At 70.3% G+C, this 18,352-nt stretch carries 19 protein-coding genes; 11 read left to right on the top strand and 8 right to left on the bottom strand.

Annotated elements, in window-relative coordinates:
• Positions 1-42: 42 nt before the first annotated feature.
• Positions 43-1,059, top strand: coding sequence for a C40 family peptidase (locus IEY63_RS07540; RefSeq protein ID WP_189068374.1), 1,017 nt, complete (start codon positions 43-45; stop codon positions 1,057-1,059).
• A gap of 115 nt (positions 1,060-1,174) precedes the next feature.
• Here IEY63_RS07540 and IEY63_RS07535 read toward each other — a convergent pair whose 3' ends face one another.
• Positions 1,175-1,399, bottom strand: a complete 225-nt coding sequence (locus IEY63_RS07535; protein WP_189068373.1) for a transcriptional regulator — start codon at positions 1,397-1,399, stop codon at positions 1,175-1,177.
• 279 nt (positions 1,400-1,678) lie between these two features.
• On the opposite strand from IEY63_RS07535, the gene murA reads away from it, so the two are divergent.
• Complete coding sequence (murA, locus tag IEY63_RS07530) at positions 1,679-2,962, top strand: UDP-N-acetylglucosamine 1-carboxyvinyltransferase (RefSeq protein WP_189068372.1); 1,284 nt, start codon at positions 1,679-1,681, stop codon at positions 2,960-2,962.
• 80 nt (positions 2,963-3,042) lie between these two features.
• On the opposite strand, the gene IEY63_RS07525 is transcribed toward murA, so the two are convergent.
• From IEY63_RS07525 to IEY63_RS07510, 4 genes are read right to left on the bottom strand one after another with little or no spacing between them, the layout of a single operon-like run.
• Positions 3,043-4,056 (bottom strand): 4Fe-4S dicluster domain-containing protein, encoded by a 1,014-nt coding sequence (locus IEY63_RS07525; protein ID WP_189068371.1) that lies wholly within the window; start codon positions 4,054-4,056, stop codon positions 3,043-3,045.
• A gap of 9 nt (positions 4,057-4,065) precedes the next feature.
• Positions 4,066-4,482 (bottom strand): YbaN family protein, encoded by a 417-nt coding sequence (locus IEY63_RS07520; RefSeq protein WP_189068370.1) that lies wholly within the window; start codon positions 4,480-4,482, stop codon positions 4,066-4,068.
• A 53-nt stretch (positions 4,483-4,535) separates the two neighbouring features.
• Positions 4,536-5,060, bottom strand: coding sequence for a ribonuclease E activity regulator RraA (rraA, locus tag IEY63_RS07515; protein WP_189068369.1), 525 nt, complete (start codon positions 5,058-5,060; stop codon positions 4,536-4,538).
• Between the two features lie 35 nt (positions 5,061-5,095).
• Positions 5,096-6,250 (bottom strand): XdhC family protein, encoded by a 1,155-nt coding sequence (locus IEY63_RS07510; protein ID WP_189068368.1) that lies wholly within the window; start codon positions 6,248-6,250, stop codon positions 5,096-5,098.
• Between the two features lie 109 nt (positions 6,251-6,359).
• Between IEY63_RS07510 and IEY63_RS07505 the strand changes: the two genes are divergently transcribed.
• Complete coding sequence (locus tag IEY63_RS07505) at positions 6,360-7,046, top strand: hypothetical protein (protein ID WP_189068367.1); 687 nt, start codon at positions 6,360-6,362, stop codon at positions 7,044-7,046.
• A 57-nt stretch (positions 7,047-7,103) separates the two neighbouring features.
• Here the strand turns inward: IEY63_RS07505 and IEY63_RS07500 are convergent, their stop codons facing one another.
• On the bottom strand, positions 7,104-7,889 hold the full coding sequence (locus IEY63_RS07500; RefSeq protein WP_189068366.1) for an enoyl-CoA hydratase-related protein: 786 nt from the start codon (positions 7,887-7,889) through the stop codon (positions 7,104-7,106).
• Positions 7,890-7,943: 54 nt separating this feature from the next.
• Here IEY63_RS07500 and ruvX point away from each other — a divergent pair, with 54 nt between their 5' ends.
• From ruvX to IEY63_RS07485, 3 genes are all read left to right on the top strand, one after another.
• A complete protein-coding gene (gene ruvX / locus IEY63_RS07495) occupies positions 7,944-8,354 on the top strand; it encodes a Holliday junction resolvase RuvX (protein ID WP_189068365.1) in 411 nt (136 codons plus the stop codon).
• A 142-nt stretch (positions 8,355-8,496) separates the two neighbouring features.
• The gene (locus IEY63_RS07490; RefSeq protein ID WP_189068364.1) at positions 8,497-10,200 is read left to right on the top strand and encodes a long-chain fatty acid--CoA ligase; all 1,704 of its coding nucleotides are present in this window, start codon (positions 8,497-8,499) and stop codon (positions 10,198-10,200) included.
• A gap of 150 nt (positions 10,201-10,350) precedes the next feature.
• Entirely contained in the window at positions 10,351-11,355 is a 1,005-nt protein-coding gene (locus IEY63_RS07485) for an alpha/beta hydrolase (protein WP_189068363.1), read from the top strand.
• Between the two features lie 57 nt (positions 11,356-11,412).
• On the opposite strand, the gene IEY63_RS07480 is transcribed toward IEY63_RS07485, so the two are convergent.
• Together IEY63_RS07480 and IEY63_RS07475 are read right to left on the bottom strand one after the other, a co-directional pair.
• Complete coding sequence (locus tag IEY63_RS07480; protein WP_189068362.1) at positions 11,413-12,081, bottom strand: response regulator transcription factor; 669 nt, start codon at positions 12,079-12,081, stop codon at positions 11,413-11,415.
• Positions 12,082-12,252: 171 nt separating this feature from the next.
• Positions 12,253-12,534 carry a hypothetical protein gene (locus IEY63_RS07475; protein WP_189068361.1) on the bottom strand — a complete coding sequence of 94 codons (282 nt, stop codon included), beginning with the start codon at positions 12,532-12,534 and terminating at the stop codon, positions 12,253-12,255.
• Between the two features lie 113 nt (positions 12,535-12,647).
• Between IEY63_RS07475 and IEY63_RS07470 the strand changes: the two genes are divergently transcribed.
• The 5 genes from IEY63_RS07470 to IEY63_RS07450 all read left to right on the top strand — a co-directional run bounded on the left by IEY63_RS07470 (position 12,648) and on the right by IEY63_RS07450 (position 18,318).
• Positions 12,648-13,562 carry an alpha/beta fold hydrolase gene (locus tag IEY63_RS07470; RefSeq protein ID WP_189068491.1) on the top strand — a complete coding sequence of 305 codons (915 nt, stop codon included), beginning with the start codon at positions 12,648-12,650 and terminating at the stop codon, positions 13,560-13,562.
• A 124-nt stretch (positions 13,563-13,686) separates the two neighbouring features.
• A complete protein-coding gene (locus tag IEY63_RS07465; protein WP_189068360.1) occupies positions 13,687-14,724 on the top strand; it encodes a sugar phosphate nucleotidyltransferase in 1,038 nt (345 codons plus the stop codon).
• 73 nt (positions 14,725-14,797) lie between these two features.
• A complete protein-coding gene (locus IEY63_RS07460; RefSeq protein ID WP_189068511.1) occupies positions 14,798-14,995 on the top strand; it encodes a hypothetical protein in 198 nt (65 codons plus the stop codon).
• A gap of 99 nt (positions 14,996-15,094) precedes the next feature.
• The gene (locus tag IEY63_RS07455; protein WP_189068490.1) at positions 15,095-15,826 is read left to right on the top strand and encodes a YebC/PmpR family DNA-binding transcriptional regulator; all 732 of its coding nucleotides are present in this window, start codon (positions 15,095-15,097) and stop codon (positions 15,824-15,826) included.
• A 461-nt stretch (positions 15,827-16,287) separates the two neighbouring features.
• Positions 16,288-18,318 (top strand): hypothetical protein, encoded by a 2,031-nt coding sequence (locus IEY63_RS07450; RefSeq protein ID WP_189068359.1) that lies wholly within the window; start codon positions 16,288-16,290, stop codon positions 18,316-18,318.
• The last annotated feature ends 34 nt before the right edge of the window (positions 18,319-18,352 follow it).

The following is an 18,352-nucleotide window of genomic DNA, read 5'->3' as shown; positions in this document are numbered from 1 at the left end:
ACACTTCCTTCACTGCTCTCTCACGGTGAAGCGACTGATCCCATGCCTGAAGCCCGGTTCCTGCCCGCCTTTCTGCTGCTCGGCGCACTCCTCGTGGGTGGCGCGCACGCTCAGGCGGTCTTCACGGAACCCAGCAGCTCAGGGCCAGCCGCCGCCGCGGACGGGCCGTCCTCTGTCACCGTGCAGCCCGGCGATACCGCCTTCAGCCTGGCGCGCCGCGCGGGCCTGAGCGTCGCGGACCTGCTGGCCCTGAATCACCTGAGCAGCGCGGACCTGAAAGTGGGGCAGGTGCTGACCCTGCGCGTGGTACCCACGACCTATCAGGTGCAGCCGGGCGACACGCTGTACGCCCTGGCCCGCCGGTTCAACGTGACCGTGGAGGCCCTGCTGACCGCCAGCACACTGCCCACGGGCACGGTGCTGAAGGTCGGGCAGATGCTGACCCTGCCGCCCGGCGCGGCGCTCCCCGCCGGGCCCAGCGCTGGTGCGGCGGTCCTGTCCACGCCCGCCCTGACCGCCGCGCCGGTCCCCACTGGACGGGTGGATTCCCCATTCCAGCCTCTGAACCCGGCGCAGCAGCTGCCCAGCCTGCAGCCGGGGCGGCCCATGCCTGCGCCGCACCCCGGCGGCCCGCAGGGCGTGACCGCGCCCGCCACGCCGCTGCCGGACTGGCGGAATGCCGCGCTGAATCTGCTGAACACGCCATACGTGCTGGGCGGCGTCACGCGCAGCGGCACGGATTGCAGCGGCCTGGTGCTCCAGGTGTTCACGCCGCTGGGCGTGAACCTGCCGCGCACGAGTGCCGAGCAGGCCAGGGCGGGACAGCCTGTGGAGACCGACGCGCTGGAGCCGGGCGACCTGGTCTTCTTCGACACCGAGGGCAGCGGGAAGGTGTCGCACGTGGGCATCTACCTGGGCGACGATCAGTTCATCAGTGCGAACTCGTACCAGGGGCGGGTGACGGTGGACCGGCTGCATGCCGACCGGTACTGGGCGCCCCGCTACGTGGGGGCCCGGCGGGTGCTGACCCCCGTGACGGCCTTCGCGCCAGGCCACTGACCCGGCGGGTCATCAGGTGCTGACAGGCCGGTCCTCTCCATAGAGGCGCCCGGCCGGTCTGCGGTCGGCGTCCCGGCCGGGTGTCTGTGTTGGGCTCCGGGCTGGGGGCGTGTACTCAGGCTTCGTCGGCGACGGCTTCGTGGTCGAGGATGGCGCGGTACTGTTCGAGGTTCTCGCCTTCGCCCAGTTCGCGGGCGATCTTCTCGATGGCCAGGCGCACGACCTCGCTTTTGCTGATCAGACGTTCAGGGCTGGACAGTTCGTAGGCGGTGCGGGTGAGCAGGGCGTCCTGTTCATCGCTGATCACCACTTGCAGCCGTTTGCGTTCCTTCTTGGGCATGCCTCTCCTGAAAAGGGACCGCGCCGCACGCGTGTGAGGGGGCGGGGGCCGCAGTCCGTGGGGGCAGCCTACCACGCACGACACAGCTCAACAACATGAGCTGGATGTGACTGTTTTCCCTCAGGTGAGCTCATCCCACAGGCTGGCATCATCTGTATGGTCAGTGTGGACGATGGGTGAGCAAGATGTGTAACATGCACCCATGCCGCGCGTTGTCCGGCCGACCACTCTGACCCCCCCGGCGAGCCACGCACGGCCCGACCGTCGAAAGGAAATCTGATGCACCTGACCCCACTGCACGTCCAGGGTGGCCGCCCCCTCAGCGGCCAGATCACCGTCCAGGGCAGCAAGAACGCCGCGCTGCCCGTCATTGTCGCCACCCTGCTGACCCGCGAGAAAGTCACGCTGCACGGCATTCCCCGCCTGAGCGACGTCCTGACCATCCTGGAACTCATGGCGCACCTGGGCACCCATCACGCCTGGGTTGGCCCGAACAGCCTGGAGTTGCACACCCCGGAGATCCTGCACACCGACGCCCCCTACGCGCTGGTCAGCAAGATGCGCGCCAGTTTCATCGTCATGGGCGCCATCCTGGCCCGCGCCGGACAGGCGACCGTGTCCATGCCCGGCGGCTGCGCCTGGGGCCCCCGCCCGGTCGATCAGCACGTCAAGGCCCTGCGCGCCCTGGGCGTGGACGTCACCGAGGACAACGGCAACTTCGACGCGAAACGCAGCGGCAGCCTCAGCGGGCACTTCATCTTTGAACTGCTCACCGTGGGCGGCACGCACAACGCCCTGCTGGCCGCCACCCTCGGGGACGGCGTGGTCACGCTGGAGAACGCCAGCATCGACACGGATGTCGTGGAACTCATCGAGTTCCTCAATCACCTGGGCGCCGACATTCAGGGTGCCGGCACCCACACCCTGACTGTCCGGGGCGTGCCCGCCCTGCGCGGCGGCGAGTACCGCGTGATTCCCGACCGTATCGAGGCTGGGACGTTCATGATGCTGGCCGCCGCCACGCGCAGCCGCTTCACCATCCACAACGTCCGCCCGGACCACCTGCGCGCCGTGATCGGCAAGTTGCAGGAAGTCGGCGCGGACATCACCGAGGATGGGCAGAGCGTGACGGTGGACGCCACGAACCGCGAACTGAAGCCCGTGAACATCACCACCCAGAGCTACCCAGGCTTCCCCACGGACCTGCAGCCGCAGATGAGCGCGCTGCTTGCCACGATTCCCGGCACCAGCGTCGTGCAGGACCCGGTGTACCCTGACCGTCTGACGCACGTGGCGGAACTGCACCGCATGGGCGCGACCATCACGGTCAGCGGGTACACGCAGATCATCCAGGGGGGCGCGCTGCGCTCCGCACCCGTGAAGGCCGCCGACCTGCGGGCCGGCGCGGCGCTGTTCATCGCGGGCCTGACCTGCGAGGGCGACACGGTGATTGACGGCGTGCAGTACCTCAACCGCGGGTACGAGCGTCTGGCCGAGCGCCTGCAGGGCCTGGGGGCGGACGTCATGCAGCGCGAGCCTGAACTGGTCCCCGCCGCCGACTGACCTGCCCGACCGGGAACGCCGCCCCTCGACGTGAGGGGCGGCGTCCTGCCTGAACGGCGCGGGGGCCCTCTCCCCTGTGGTTACATGACCGTGTCGCTCTCGCGCAGCAGTAGGGGCGCGCGGAACGCGGCGGGCCGCCAGTGGGTCTGCGCGTGGATGGCCTGGGGCGGGCAGGAGTGCAGGCAGGCCATGCAGCCGGTGCAGGCGCCCAGGTTCAGAAGGAGTTGCACGCCCCCGTCGGGTTGCAGGTCGCGGGTGATGGCGCCGGTGGGGCACACGTTGGCGCAGACGGGGCAGTCGATGCATGTGTCGTCCACGAGGGGCGCGGGCCAGAGCACCGCGGCGTCCTCCGGGGGCGTGGGCCTGAGGCTGCGTTCGCGCCACGTCCACTCCTGGGGCGTGCGGTCCTCGGGGACACTCCAGTCCACGAAGGGCAGGGGACTGTCGGGGATGCTCTGCGCGAGGTGCTGCTTGCCTGCGCGGAACAGGGCCCCGAAGGCGCTGCGCCGCGAGACGGTCAGGGAGCGGCTGGTGTCCTCCGGCGTGGCGGGGCGGATGGTGACCTGCGCGGGTTGACCTGTGGGCGCCCGCAGTTCCTGCGCGGTGTCCAGCACACGCGCCAGCCGCTGTGGTACGTCGGGCGCCCCGACCGGGCATCCGGCGCAGTCCCCGTGAATGAGGGTCAGGGGTGCGCCCCACGCGCCGGCGGCGGAGAGCAGCGCGGGCGTGACGCGGCCCAGGCACGTCAGGCTGGGGCCGCCAGCGCCGCTGCGCGAGCAGGTGAGGCTGGCGTCAGGCGTGGCGCGGGCGGCCGGGTCCTGCTGGTCGCGCACGCTCTGCATGGCGGGTTCGAGGTTGTATTCCAGCGCGCCGCTGGGGCACACCTGCACGCACAGGCCGCAGCCGGTGCACAGGTCGGGGTCGATCTGGACGCTGCTGCCCACCATGCCAAGCGTGATGGCCGCGTGGGGGCAGGTGGTGTGGCAGGCGTCGCAGCCGCCCACCGCCTGCCGCTCGAGCAGGCAGCGGGGCGCGGTAAAACGCGGCACGTGGTTCCCGGCGTCATCCAGCCGGGCAAGGACACCCTGAAGCATGCGTGGAGTCTACGCGCCCGGTTCCTGGGCGCGCCGGGTGGGAATCTTCATTGTGATGTACGCGACGCCCGCCAGCCCGACCAGGACCCACGCGATCTGCCCGATCAGGGCGGGGATGCGGCCCACGCTGAACGCCACCGCCACCACGATGCACGCGCAGGCGATCCACTTGGCGCGCAGCGGCATGCCCAGCCCCGCGCGGTAATCGCGCACCAGCGCCCCGATGACCGGCCGGGACAGCAGCCACGCCTCCCAGCGCGGGTCACCCCTGGAGAACGCGGCGGCCGCCAGGACGAACCACACGGTGCCGGGAAAACCAGGGAGGAGCAGGCCCAGGACACCCAGGCCGGTCATCAGGAACCCGGCGGCCACCCACAGCGGGCGGCGGCGTGGCGTGGCGGCTGGCGTGGGGTCGGGGGCCGTCATGGGGGCAGCGTACCGCGTGGCGCGCCCCAGGGTGTCCCTCCCTTCGGCGGCGTTCAGACGGGGAGGATCAGGATGCCGTCCTCGTCGGCGTGCACCGCGGCGCCCGGGTGAATGGTGACGCCCCCGAAGGTGACCGGCACGTCCCGGTCGCCCAGGCGTTCCCTGCCGCTGCGGCGCGGGTGGGCGGCCAGGGCGCGCACGCCGAGGTTCAGCTGGGCCAGTTCACTGATGTCGCGCACGCAGCCGTTCACGATCACGCCCGACCAACCGTTCGCGGCGGCCAGTTCGCCCAGTTCACCGCCCAGCAGCGCGCACGTCAGGTTCCCGCCGCCGTCCACGACCAGCACGCGGCCCGCGCCGGGTTCCGCGAGCGCCTCACGCACCAGCGGGTTGTGGCCGGGCACGCGCAGGGTCACGGCGGGACCGTTGAAGCGGGGGCGGCCACCGAACTCGCGCCAGAGGGGCGAGAGGATGGGCGCGTCGGGCCGCAGGTCGCTGAGATCCGTGACCGGCAGGTCCTCGGTGGGCAGGTCCGGCGTGGACAGCTCCGGGGTGGTTTCGTCGGCGTGGCGGGTCATGCCGCAGTACAGCAGGTGCCCCCAGCGCGCAGCGTTTACCGCGTGGGGGACGTTCCCGCGCCGGTGACGGGTTCCGGTTCCAGGGGCGGCGTGACCGGGTGGGTGGGCTCGTGGTGAATGCGGCCCGCGTGCCCGCTGAGGAACGACCCGTCGTAGCCGCGCCGCCACGCCATGAGTTCCGCCAGGATGCTCAGCGCGACCTCCTCGGGCGCCTCGGCCCCCAGGCGCAGGCCGATCGGGGAGCGCAGGCGGGCCAGCTGATCGGGCGTGAAGGTCACCCCCTCCTCTTCCAGGGCAGTCAGCAGGTCCAGCGCGCGGCTGCGGGGGCCCAGGACGCCCACGTACGGCGCGCCGGAGTGCAGCGCGTGCGCGAGGCACACCCGGTCGCGGTCGATGTGGTGGTTCATGACGATCAGGTGCGCCCGCTCGCCCGGCATGAACGCGCCCAGTTCCTCGGGCGTCAGGGCGTGCAGGGTGGCGCCGGGGAAGCGGCCGGGCGTGAGGTACGCGCCGCGCGGGTCAATGACGTGCACGTCGTAGCCCAGCGCGTGCGCCTGAGAGGCCAGGGGCATCGCGTCGTGGCCCGCGCCATACAGCACGAGCTGCGGCGGGGGCGTGCTGACGTCCACGAACACGGGCGTGCCGTCCGGGGCCGCGAGGGTCGCGGCGCGCGGCTCCAGGTGCGTCAGACGTTCGCGGGCGGCGGCCAGCGCGAAGGGCCGCAGGTCGGCCCGCAGGTCCCCCAGGGCCTCCCCTTCCGGGGTGACCAGCAGCCGCCCCGCGCCGGGGCCCAGGGGCACGATCAGCGCGGCCTTCTCCCCGGCCTCCAGCGCCGCGAGCCACGCCGCCGTGACCGGGTCCTCCGGGTCCACGCGTTCCACGCGGACGTCCACGCTGCCCCCGCAGCCGATGCCCAGGCCCCAGGTGGCGTCCTCGGAAAGGTCGTAGTGCGTCAGGGCGCTCTGGCCGGTGCGGATGACCTCCAGCGCGACCTCGACCACCTCGGCTTCCAGGCAGCCGCCGGAGAGCATGCACACCTGCGCGCCGTCATCAAGGACGAGCATGCGGGTGCCCTCGCGGCGGTAGGCGCTGCCGCGCACGCCCACCACGGTGGCGATCGCGGCGCGCTGGCCCCGGGCGTGGGCGGCGCGCAGCGCGCTCAGCAGCGCTCTGGTCTCGGCAGCGTTCATGGTGAGGTCACTGTAGCAACGCGCAGGTTGGCAGAAGGTGGAGGGACACCCAGGGTTCCCCTAAGCTGCGCCTCACGCCCCCGCGGGCTGCGCCGTGCACACTGAGGGCATGCTGGACAACATCCTGAACACCGTCAAGCGCGGAGCGGAGCGCATGCAGCGCCGGGGCGAGGAGGTCGCGTCCGCCACGCGGCTGCGCGTGGAGATCTTCAGTCTCAGCCGCGAACTCGACGCCCTGTACGGCCGCCTGGGCCGCTCCTACCACGCGGGTGCGGACCACGACGTCCTGGGTGGCGTGCAGGAGGACATCCGCCGCGTCGAGGAGGAGATCAAGGCCCGCGAACGCCTGATCGAGGAACTCGGCGAGCACGAGGACGAACCCGGCGGAACCGCCTCAACCGCGCCGGTCGGCAGCGACCTGTCAAGCGCAGCCCCGGCGGCCACGGGCGTAACGGCCACCGCCGCGTCCAACAGCCCGGCGTTCACGTCCAGCCCAGCCCAGACGCCCCGCGCGGAACCCACCGTGCCCGCCAGTGTCCCCCACCCCGGCCAGGAGGCCCGCATGCCTGACAACGACCCCTACCGCACGCCCGCTGACCAGACGCCCGACCAGCGCCCCGCCAGGACGCCCACCTCGCCCGACCCGACCATGCAGCACAGCGACGAGCGACTGGTCCCCGGTGACGACCGCGCGGGCGTGGCCCTGGAAGCCGAGCGCGACAAGGTCTTCCGCCACGACAACATGATCGAGGAAGGCAAGGCCGCCAGCCGCAACCCCGACCCGCTGGATAAATAATCCCCGGAAAGCAAGCGCGGGCCGCCGATCAGAGCGGCCCGCGTTCCTGTCCCGCTTTTACTGGGCGCCGCGGATGAACTGGGCGGGGCGCTTCTCCTTAAAGGCCGTGACGCCTTCCTCGTGCTCCCAGTGATCACCGGCAATCTGTTGCAGGGCGGCCTCCTGATCCAGCGCCTCGTCCAGCGTGTGGGTCTGCGCGAACACCAGCGCCTGCTTCGTGAGTTTCAGGGCGTTCGCGGGGCGCGCCGCGAGCCGCTCGGCGTAGGCCTGCACGTCCGCCCGGAAGGTCTCGTCGGGGAACACCTGCTCGCACAGGCCCAGGCGCAGGGCGTCCTCGGACCGGACGCGTTCGGCGAGCGCCATGAGTTCAAAAGCGCGGTGGTACCCCACGAGGCGCGGCAGGAACCACGTGCTGCCCGAATCCGGCACCAGGGCGATGTTCGAGAACACCTCGATCAGGCTGGCCGACTGCGCCCAGAGCCGCAGGTCCCCGGCCAGGGCGAGGCTGGCCCCGGCGCCCGCCGCGACGCCGTTCACGGCGCTGATCACGGGTTTACTCAGGGTGCGGATGGTGCGGATCAGGGGGTTGTAGGTGTGGTTCAGGTGCTCGGTAAAGGTCATGTCGCGGCCCGACACGTCGCCCAGGTCCTGCCCGGCGCAGAAGCCCCGCCCGGCGCCGGTGATGACGACCACGCGCACGTTGTCTTCCGTGTCGGCGCGGCGCAGGGCGTCCGTCAGTGCGAGCAGCAGGGCGTCGTTCGCGGCGTTCAGTTTGTCCGGGCGGTTCAGGGTCAGGGTGCGCACCCCGGCCTGGGTGGTTTCGGTGATCACGGCTTCGCTCATGCCCACCAGCCTAACGCGCGTTTGGCCCCGCTGGGGGCTGCTACACTCCGGCGCATGAGCGTCCCCACCCCCGATCCGCTGCCGACCACGCTGGCGCTGGACGTCAGCAAGCACCGCATCGGCTTCGCGGTCAGCACCGGGCGACTGGCGTTCGGGCGTGGCAGCGTGGACCGCAAGCGCCTGCCGCTGGACCTGAAGGCCGTGCGCCTGAAAGTCGAGGAGACCGGCGCGCAGCAGCTCGTGCTGGGGTTGCCGCTGCGGACCGACGGCGCCCAGAGTCCCAGCGCGGACCGCGTGCAGGCCTTCGGGCGGGTCCTGACCGAGAAGGGCTACCGCGTGATCTACCAGGATGAGCGCTTCACCACCCGCCGCGCCCGCGACCTAGGCGCGCAGGACGAGGACGAGGCGGCCGCCGTGCAGATCCTGGAACTGTACCTGCTGGGCCAGGACCGCTCCCTCACCTGAGCGCGCCGCGGGCCGCGCTGGAGGTGCGTGCCCCGGCTGACTGATCCGGGTTCAATTTTTTCTATACTTCCGGCATTCACAGTGAACCGGTGGGCCCGGCGGTGAACCGTCACCGCGCCCAGGGCTCATCACGGAGGTGTTCATGCAGGGCAACATGATGGACGTTCAACTGACCGTGCCGACCATTCTGGAACGCATCCGCACGCAGTACGCCGGGCGCGAGGTCGTCAGCCTCCTCGTGGCCGGACGGGACGAGCACGGCAACCCCGTGCCGCACAAGCACCGCACGACGTACGGGCAGGTCGCCGACCGCGCCCAGCGCCTCGCGGGGGGCCTGCTGGGCCTGGGCCTCACGAAGGGTGACCGCGTGGCGACGCTGGCTGTGAACTCCTTCCGGCACCTGGAGGCGTACCTGGGCGTGCCCAGCGCGGGGCTGGTGCTGCACACCGTGAACATCCGCCTGCACCCGGAGCAGATCTGCTGGATCCTGAATCACGCCGAGGACCGGGTCCTGCTGATCGAGAACGTGTTCGCCGCGATGATCCCCACCATCAGGGCCGGCTGCCCGCACCTGGAGCACATCTTCGTGCTGGGCCCCACGCCGCAGCCCATCCCGCTGCCCGGCGTGCACGATTACGACACCTTCGTGCAGGAGAGCGGGCCCCTGGCCCGCTACCCCGACCTGGACGAGCGGGACGCGGCCGCCATGTGCTACACGAGCGGCACCACCGGCAACCCCAAGGGTGTCGTGTACACGCACCGCAGCACGGTGCTGCACTCGCTGGCCAGCGCCCCGAAGGACGCCCTGAACGTCGGCGAGGCCGACAGTGTCCTGCCGATCGTGCCGATGTTCCACGTGAACGCCTGGGGCCTGCCGTACACCTGCGCCATGTACGGCGCCAAGCAGGTGTACGCCGGGGTGTTCGCGGACGGCCGCAGCGTCGCCACGCTCCTCCAGGACGAGGAGGTGACGATCACGGCGGGCGTGCCCACCATCTGGATGGGCCTGCTGGCCGAACTGGACCGCGCCGCGCAGGCCGGGGAGCCGTACCAGCTTGGCGGCCTGGAGCGCCTGATCGTGGGGGGCAGCGCCGCGCCCGAGGCGATGATCCGCGCCTTCCAGACCCGCCACAACCTGGCGCTGCTCCAGGCCTGGGGCATGACCGAGACCCACCCGCTGGGCACCGCCAGCGGCGTCCCGTACGGCGTGGACCCCACCAGCGACGAGGGCTTCACCCTGCGCGCCAAGCAGGGCCGCACCGTCCCGCTGATCGAGCTGGACGTCCTGGACGACCAGGGCGCGCGCCTACCGCATGACGGGAAGACCATGGGCCGCCTGATCATCCGTGGGCCGTGGGTGGCCAGCAGCTACTTCAAGGGCGAGGGCCAGAGCAACTTCTTCGACCTGGACGGCCAGCAGTGGTTCGACACGGGCGACATCGCCACGCTGGACGAGCGCGGGTACATGCACATCCAGGACCGTGCCAAGGACCTCATCAAGAGTGGCGGCGAGTGGATCAGCTCCGTGGACCTGGAAAACGCGATCATGGCCCACCCGGCCGTGAACCTGTGCGCCGTGATCGCCATGGACGACCCCAAGTGGGACGAGCGGCCCCTGGCGGTCGTGACGCCCAAGCCCGGCCAGAGCGTCACGCACGACGAACTGATCAGCTTCATCGCGCCCCGCTTCGCGAAGTGGTGGCTGCCCGACGCGACCGTCGTGACCGACAGCATTCCCATCGGCGCGACCGGCAAGATCCTCAAGCGCGAACTGCGTGACCAGTACCGCAGCTACAGCAGCACGCAGGGCCTCGTGACGCCTGCCGCGCCCGACCGCAGCGAGTAAGCACCGGGAGGCAGAGCGTGGGCGGGCGTGACCTGCACGCCCGCCCACGCTCAGGTGATCCAACAGGTCTCTCCGGCCAGCCTCTAGGCCACGCCCACTGCACGAGCGACACTCCACTGCCCAGCCTCACCCGGCCGTACACTTGCGGGCATGGCTGTTTCGGTGGATGGGCAGTGGGTGACGTTCTCGCCTCCGGCGGGCGCGGTGGGCTTGATCGGGGACGTGACGGACTGGCGCAAGCGCGAACCGATTCCCGTGGTGGACGGCGTGCCGCTGCGGTTGCGGTTGCCGCGGGGGGCGTGGGTGGAGTACGCGTGGGTGGACGCCGCGGGTGAGGCGTTCGCGGACCCGGACAACGCGCAGCGGTCCCTGAATCCGTGGTGGCCGTACCCGCGCGCGGCGGTGGTGGGCGCGTACGCGCGGCACCCGCTGTGGCAGATGCCCGACGCGACCCTGAAGGGCACGGCGCACCGCCTGACCTGGGAGGGTACGGTATTCCCCGGGACGCGGCGGGTGATCGTGTACACCCCGCACGGGTACGCGGGCGGGCCGCTGCCGGTGTACTACGTGCAGGACGGCGTGGCGTTCTACCGCACCGGGAAGCTGGGGGACGTGATGGACCGCGCCGCAGAGGCCGGGCTGGCGCCGGGCGCCGCGCTGGTGTTCGTGGAACCGGGGGACCGGAACGAGGAGTACTACCTGAACCCCCGGTACCTGGACTTCCTGACGACCGAGGTGATGCCGCGCGTGGAGGGTGAACTGGTGGAGGCGTCCGTGCGGGGCCTGTGGGGCGCGAGTCTGGGCGGCCTGACCAGCCTGTTCCTGGGGGCGCGCCACCCGGAGCTGTTCGCCCGGGTGGCGAGTCACAGTGGGGCGTTCATCGCGCGGCCCGGCGCGACGCGAGAGGGCGTGATCGACACGACCACGGCGGGCGAGTGGCTGCTGGACGAACTGCGCGCGAACCCGCCCACGCACCTGACGACCAGCCTGGATACCGGGACGCTGGAGTGGCTGACCGGCCCGAACCGCCGCATGGCGGGCCTGTTCGCGGACCTGGGGCTGGATCACCAGTACCGGGAGTACCCCAGCGGGCACAACTGGGTGACGTGGCGCGAGGCGCTGCCCGAGGCATTCCTGTACCTCCAGGGCCGCTGAGGGGACAGACGACACGGCGGACGCCTCAGCTGGAGCGTCCGCCGTCTGTGCTGCGGTTCAGGGGGTTTTCAGGGCGTACCCGATGCCGCGCACGGTGCGAATGATGCCGTACCCGTCGAGGTCGCGCAGCTTGGCGCGCATGTTCGCCATGTGCACGTCCACGACGTTGCTGTTGCTGGGCAGCTCGCCGTTCCAGACCTCGCGTTCGATCTCCTGGCGAGAGTACACGCGGCCGGGCTGACGGGCCAGGAAGGTCAGCAGGTCGAACTCCTTGGGGGACAGCCGCACCTCGTGCCCGTTGTAGTGGCACAGGCGCTTCTGCGGGTGGATTTCCAGCGGCCCGATGCTGATGACCTCGCCGTGCTGCTGGTGGCGCAGCTGCACCTTCACGCGCGCCACGAGTTCTTCCGGGTGGAAGGGTTTGGTCATGTAGTCGTCCGCGCCGGCTTCCAGCAGGTTGACCTTGCGGTCCACGGCGTCCATGGCTGTCAGGATGATGATGGGCACGCTGCTGGTCTTGCGCAGGCGCCGGGCAATCTCCGCGCCGTCGAAGTCGGGCAGGCCCAGGTCCAGGATGACCAGGTCGGGGCTGTGTTCGCGCGCGGCTGTCAGGCCGGTCACGCCGTCCGGGGCGGCCAGTACGCGGTACCCGGCCTGTTCCAGCTCGTACTGCACCACGCGGGTAATATCCGGGTTGTCCTCGATTAGCAGAATGCGTTGCTCCATAGTGACTGTTCAATCTCCTCAGCCCCGACGAGCGGGGCGCTCGGGGTACCCCGGGTTGCGGGACACCTTGCGCGGCGCTGGGGCCAGAGTGCGCCCTGTATTCCGGCTCATCGTAGGGCGCGCCGTGTCCAGTTCGGGGAAAGGCGCTGTTTATGGTTCTTTAACAGCCTGTCAGCGGCCGGGCACGTGAATGCTGTCCACCTGAACCCCGAAGCGCAGCAGTACGGTTTTCAGGCGCTGCGTGGCGCTGATGGCCCGCTCACGATCCTCAGGCCGGAAGGCCACAATCAGGCGCGCGGGCTGCCCGGCGCGGGGTTCCTGCGCCTGCACCTGTAGGGGCCGCGCGAAGATGGGGTCGCGCAGCACGTCCCGCAGGATGCGCGTGAAGGTCAGGTCATCCACGCCGTCCAGGGTGAAGGCCACGCCCTGCACGTCCTGATCATCTGCGGTCATGCGCGCAGGGTAGCAGTGTTCAAGGCAACCGTGGGCCACGTTGCCGCCCCTTCTGGCGCAGCCCGCCTAGAATGGCGCGCATGACCGGCCCGAACGCAGATGACCCTGACTTCATGAACGCGGAATTCAACGGCGCGGACGGCGTGTACTTCGAGCGCCTGAACGGCGCGGACCTGCATTTCGAGGTGCAGGGCGAACCCGGCGAGCCGCCCATCGTGTTCCTGCACGGCGGCCCCGGCTACAACAGTTACTCCTTTCAGGCGCTGTTCGGGGACCGCATCGAGCGGCAGGTGGTGTTCCTCGACCAGCGCGGCTCGGGCCGCAGCGGCGCCCTGGAGGACACCGAGCAGGGGGCCGACACGCTGGATCTCGACACGCTCGTGGCGGATGTCGAGGCGCTGCGCGACTTCCTGGACGTCGAGCAGATCGTGCCGCTCGGACACGGGTTCGGCGCGCTGATCGCGCTGGAGTACGCCCGCCGCCACCCTACCCGCACCTCGCGCGTGATCACCGTGAACCCCTGGGTGCACTTCCCGGACCTGGCCCGCACGCTGCTGGAGGAAGCCAGCGCCCGCCGCGGCGCGCCCTTCACGGACCCGGCCGATGAGCTGCGCGCCGCGGCGCCCGAGGGGCAGCACCCGGCGGTGGGCGGCGCGCGGATCGAGGCGGCCTTCGCGCTGCTGAACGCCCGCGACCTGCTGAACGCGCTGCAGTTCAGGGATCACGCCAGCCGCATGCACCTGGAATTCAGTGACGCCGAGGGGCAGCTGATCGGCGGGGGCGAGGTGCAGGAGGCGCTGGTGAATCAGGGCCTGTGGGAGTTCGAGTACCCGCCGTTCCTGGCCGAACTGCGCCGCCCGGTGTTCGTGATTGCCGGCGCGCACGACCGCACGAGTTACCCCGAGCAGGTGCAGTGGGTGGCGGACCTCGCGGACGCGGACGTGACTGTCCTTGACGCCGGGCACTACCCGTGGCTGGACGACGAGGACGCCTTCGCGGAAGCGCTGGGCGACGCCCTGAACCGCTGATGCGCCGCATGCACCGCCCCTCACCGCTGCATGCCCTGAACCGGTCGGCGCCCCGCGCGGCCCGTATACTTCCCGCACCGCCCATGACCGCTCCCCGACCCTCAGCCAGCCCCCGGTGCCGACCGTGAAGGGCCTGATCCTGGCCGCCGGGCGCGGCAGCCGCCTGCTGCCCCTGAGTGCCACGCGGCCCAAGCACGCCATGCCGGTCGCGGGCGTCCCGATCATCGCGCGAGCCGTGCAAGCGCTGCGTGACGCGGGCGTGCAGGACATCGGGATTGTGACCAGCCCGTCCAGCGAGCAGGACCTGCGCGACGCCACGCAACACAGCGGGCACCTGACGTTCATCCGCCAGTACGACCCGCTGGGGACTGGGCACGCCGTGCTGACCGCCCGGCACTTCCTGGAGGGCAGTTCCACCCTGCTGTACCTGGGGGACAACCTGTTCGAGGACGCCCTGACGCCCCTGGTCACCGCGCTGCGCTACGGGGACGCCGTGATCGGCGTGAAGGAAGTCCCGAACCCGCAGGCGTACGGCGTGGCGGTCGTCAAGTCCGGGCGCCTGCTGCGGCTGGTGGAAAAACCCCGTACGCCCGAGGGCAACCTCGCCGCGTGCGGCGTGTTCAGCTTCAAACCCGGCCTGATTGACGTGCTCGAAGACCTGCCGCACAGCACCCGCGGCGAGATCGAGTTCCCGCAGGCGCTCACGGCGCTGCTCGCGCAGGGCGGGCAGGTGCGCGCCGTGGAATTCAAGGGCTTCTGGAGCGACGCGGGCGCCCCCGACGACCTGCTGACCGCGAACAGTCACTACCTGAGGCACCTGACTCCCTGCACGGACGGCCGGGTGGAACGCAGCACCGTGCAGGGCCCCGTCGTGATCGAGGCGGGCGCCCTGGTGGAAGACAGCGTCATCCAGGGACCGGTGTGGATCGGGCCGCACGCCGTGGTGCGCGGTGCGACGCTGGGACCATTCGTGAGTGTGGGCGCGCACGCCCGCGTGGACAGCGCGCAGGTCACGGTCAGCCTGATCGACGAGTTCGCCCGCGTCCTGCACCCGGCCCGGCCGATTCACCGCAGCCTCATCGGGCGGCACGCCCTGATCACCGCGCCCAGCGACACCGGCCTGCAGATGGTCATTGGCGACCGCAGCGTCATGCGCATGTGACCCCAAGCGGCGCGCCCCTGCCCTTGAGCGTCCCCACACCCGCCGCGCGCCCCCCGGACGTATGCTCGGGGGTATGACTCAACGTGACGGGACGGCTCCAGCGACCTCGACTTCCGCCCCGGCCGTCAGCACCACGGGCGAGGTGCTGATCAGCGGACTGGACACCGGCCCGCAGGCGGCCGAGCGGGAGAACCTCTCCCCCACGGACAGTCACGCCCGCTTCCGCCCGCAGGATCACCCGGCGCAGGAACCCACCGACGAGGACGGCTGACCCGGCCCGCAGCCCGCGCGGCCCCTGCGCTAGAATGCTCCCTGCATGCGCCCCCGACTTACCGAGTGGGCGCCGTTTCACGCAAGGAGAGTCCTGAACATGGCCGGTCACAGCAAGTGGTCTCAGATCAAGCGGAAAAAAGGTGCCAACGACAGCAAACGCAGCGCAATGTACTCCAAGCACATTCGCGCCATTCAGGCCGCCGTGCGCTCCGGCGGGACCGGCGACCCGGCCGGGAACCTCAGCCTGAAAAACGCCATTGCCGCAGCCAAGGCCGCCACGGTTCCCGTGGACAACATTGACAACGCCATCAAACGCGCCGTCGGTGCGGGCGAAGGGGCCGCGGACTACAAGGAACAGACCTACGAGGGCTACGGCCCCGGCGGCACCGCCATCTTCATCGAGACGCTGACCGACAACGTCAACCGCACCGTGGCGGACATCCGCGCGGTGTTCAACAAGCGCGGCGGCAGCCTGGGCACCAGCGGGTCCGTGGCGTGGCAGTTCGAGAAGAAAGGCGTGATCCTGCTGACCGACACCAGCGAGCAGGCGCAGGAAACCGCCATCGAGCACGGCGCCGAGGACATCCAGGAGTCCGAGGAGGGCCTGGAGATCAGCACCGGCCCGGCCGACCTGTACGCCGTGCAGGACGCCCTGGCCGCCGCCGGTTTCGCCATCGAGAACGCCCAGATCACCATGCTGCCCAGCAACACCGTCGCAGTGGGCAGTGACGACGCGAAGAAACTCATGACGCTGATCGAGGCGCTTGAGGATCTCGACGACGTCCAGAACGTCTACAGCAACGCTGACCTTCCCGACGACGAGGAATAAGACCAGCGCCACGCGGTGAGCTCCTCAGGGTGACTGGGGGACTCACCGCGCTCGCCTGTCTGCCCCCCTGGCTCAGCCGTGGCTTATCTCGTGTCTCCACCCTCTGCTGGCGGGTGACTGGAATGCGGCCTGAACCCTGTGGGCTGATCTGATGCGCCTGCCCTGGCGCGGCCTTCCTGCTGCCTGGCCCTAAACCATAAATGACCCATCACCCAATTGGGGGATAGGTCACGCTGTGCTGATCGTCTACCATATTGTCGCCTGATCTCCTGAGATCATCTTCATCTGACACGGGGACCGCCCAGCGCCTCCTCCGGACCGTCCCCTGACTGGACGACGGTACCGGTCCGTGACGCCGCGCGGGCCAAGGCCAGCCCGAGCAGACGCCCTGAACCCGCACCCAGACCTGATCTACCGCGCGGCGGCCCGTCACCAGCCTTGACGTTCACAGGAGGGACACCATGTCCAGACGGCACTCCCTGAGCTTCATTGCCCTGTCCATCAGCCTGCTCGTCAGCAGTTGCGGGCAGCACCCCGCCCCGGCGGCCCCAGCAGCGGCAGCCCCCCGGGAGACCACGGTGACGCAGGCCCCAGCGGGCGCAGTTCTCAGCGCCCAGACCGTCCCGATCCCCACCTTCAGCAGCGCCCTGGCCTTCCGCGACCCGCTGGTCAACGGCGTGGCCAGCCTGCCCAACCTGGACAGCAGCCTCCTGCCGTGGCTGTCCGTCACCGTCTGCAAGGTGACCGGCAGCGCCTGCACCACGCTGTCCACCCTGACCGGCGCCGCGGGGCAGATCACGCTGGACAAAGACGGCGTCACGTACGTCACGTCCTGGGCGGCCGGGAAGAGCGGCGTGACCCCGGGCAACACCGTCCGCATCTCCGTGTCGGTCGGCACCCTGCTCGTGTCCTCGTACACGCTGGGCATCGAGAAGAACGACCGCACGGCCGGGAACGCACTCGTCGCCATCAACCCGAGCCGGACCCTGCCCATCAAGGTGCAGATTCAGAAGAACCCGGTCATCCGCGCGTACTTCCTGAAAGCGGCCGGGCAGACCGCCACGCAGATCGCGCAGGCCATCCGGACGGAATTCGGCGTGGCAGCCGACGTGACCGGGCAGATCCTGAAAAACCTGAACTTCACGTCCGAGGACACGGCCGCCGCCCTGAAAACCGTGTTCACCCTGACCGATGCGCAGAACGCCGACGTGCTGTTCCGCGTGGACTACACGGGCACGCAGACCGCCCGGGCCCTGAACACCGTGTACGGGCTGAGCGACCTGGCCAACGCCACCCTGCTTAAAGCGGTCGGGTACGGCGTCACAGCGGTATCCACAGCCCTTCAGAGCGTGTATGCCCTGGGGGACGCCGCGAACGCCGCGGTGCTCAAGACGGTCGGCTTCGTCGCCACCGACATTGCCAGCGCCATGAAGGTCGTGTACTCGCTGGCCGACCTGGCCACCGGCACCATCCTCAAGGGACTCGGTTTCGGCGCGGACGCGATCGCGGGCGCCATGAAGGTTGTGTACGCCCTGACGGGCGCCGCGACCGGCGCCGTGCTCAACGCCCTGAGTTTCGGCGCGAACGCCATCACGGGCGCCCTGAGCAGCGTGTACAGCCTGGGCGGCCAGGCCATCGGCGGCATCCTGCAGGGCCTGAATTTCGGCGCGGACGCCATCACGGGCGCGCTCAGTCAGGTGCTCAGCCTGAACGCCGACGTGATCGGCGGCATCCTCAAGGGCGTCGGCTTCGGCGCGGACGCGATCGCCGGGGCGTTCAAGACCGTGCTGGGCCTCTCCGCGGGCGCCGTGACCACCATCCTCAACGGCCTGAGCTTCGGCGCGACCGTGATCGCCCAGACCCTCAAGGACGTGTTCTTCCTGCCGGCCGACGCGGTCGCCGCCCTGCTTAAGGGCGTGGGCATCGACATCACGGGCATCACCACCGCTCTGAAGACCGTCTTCAACCTGGGCGCGGACGCCGTGGGGGGCATCCTCAAGGGGCTGGGCTTCGGCCTGAACCTCATCACCGGCGCGCTTAGCAGTCTCTTCTCGCTGTCAAATGACGCCCTGACCGGCATCCTCAAGGGCCTCGGGTACGGCGCCGGTCAGATCGCCACAGCCCTGCAGACCGTGCTCAGCCTGACCAGCGACGTGACGGGCGGGCTGCTGAAAGCCGCGGGCTTCGGGGCCGAGGCCATCGCGGGCGCCCTGAGCACCGCGTACGGACTGGCCGGGGACGCCGTCGCCACGCTTCTCAAGGGCCTGGGCTTCAGCGCAGGCGACATCGCCGCCGCCCTGAAAAGCGCGCTGGGCCTCGGCGCGGACGTCGTGGGCTCACTGCTCAAGGCGCTGGGCTTCTCGGCGCAGGACATCGCCAACGCCCTGAAAGACCTGTTCAGTCTCTCCTCAGACGCCCTGGAAGCCCTGCTGGGCGGCCTCGGCTTCGCCGCGGACGTCATCTCTGACATCATCTGCTTCTTCTTCTGCTGAACAACAGGCAGGCCCCGGCCCCACGTGACCTGAG

Source organism: Deinococcus radiotolerans, assembly GCF_014647435.1.
GTDB lineage: Bacteria > Deinococcota > Deinococci > Deinococcales > Deinococcaceae > Deinococcus > Deinococcus radiotolerans.
This window is presented reverse-complemented; position numbering and strand designations above follow the sequence as displayed.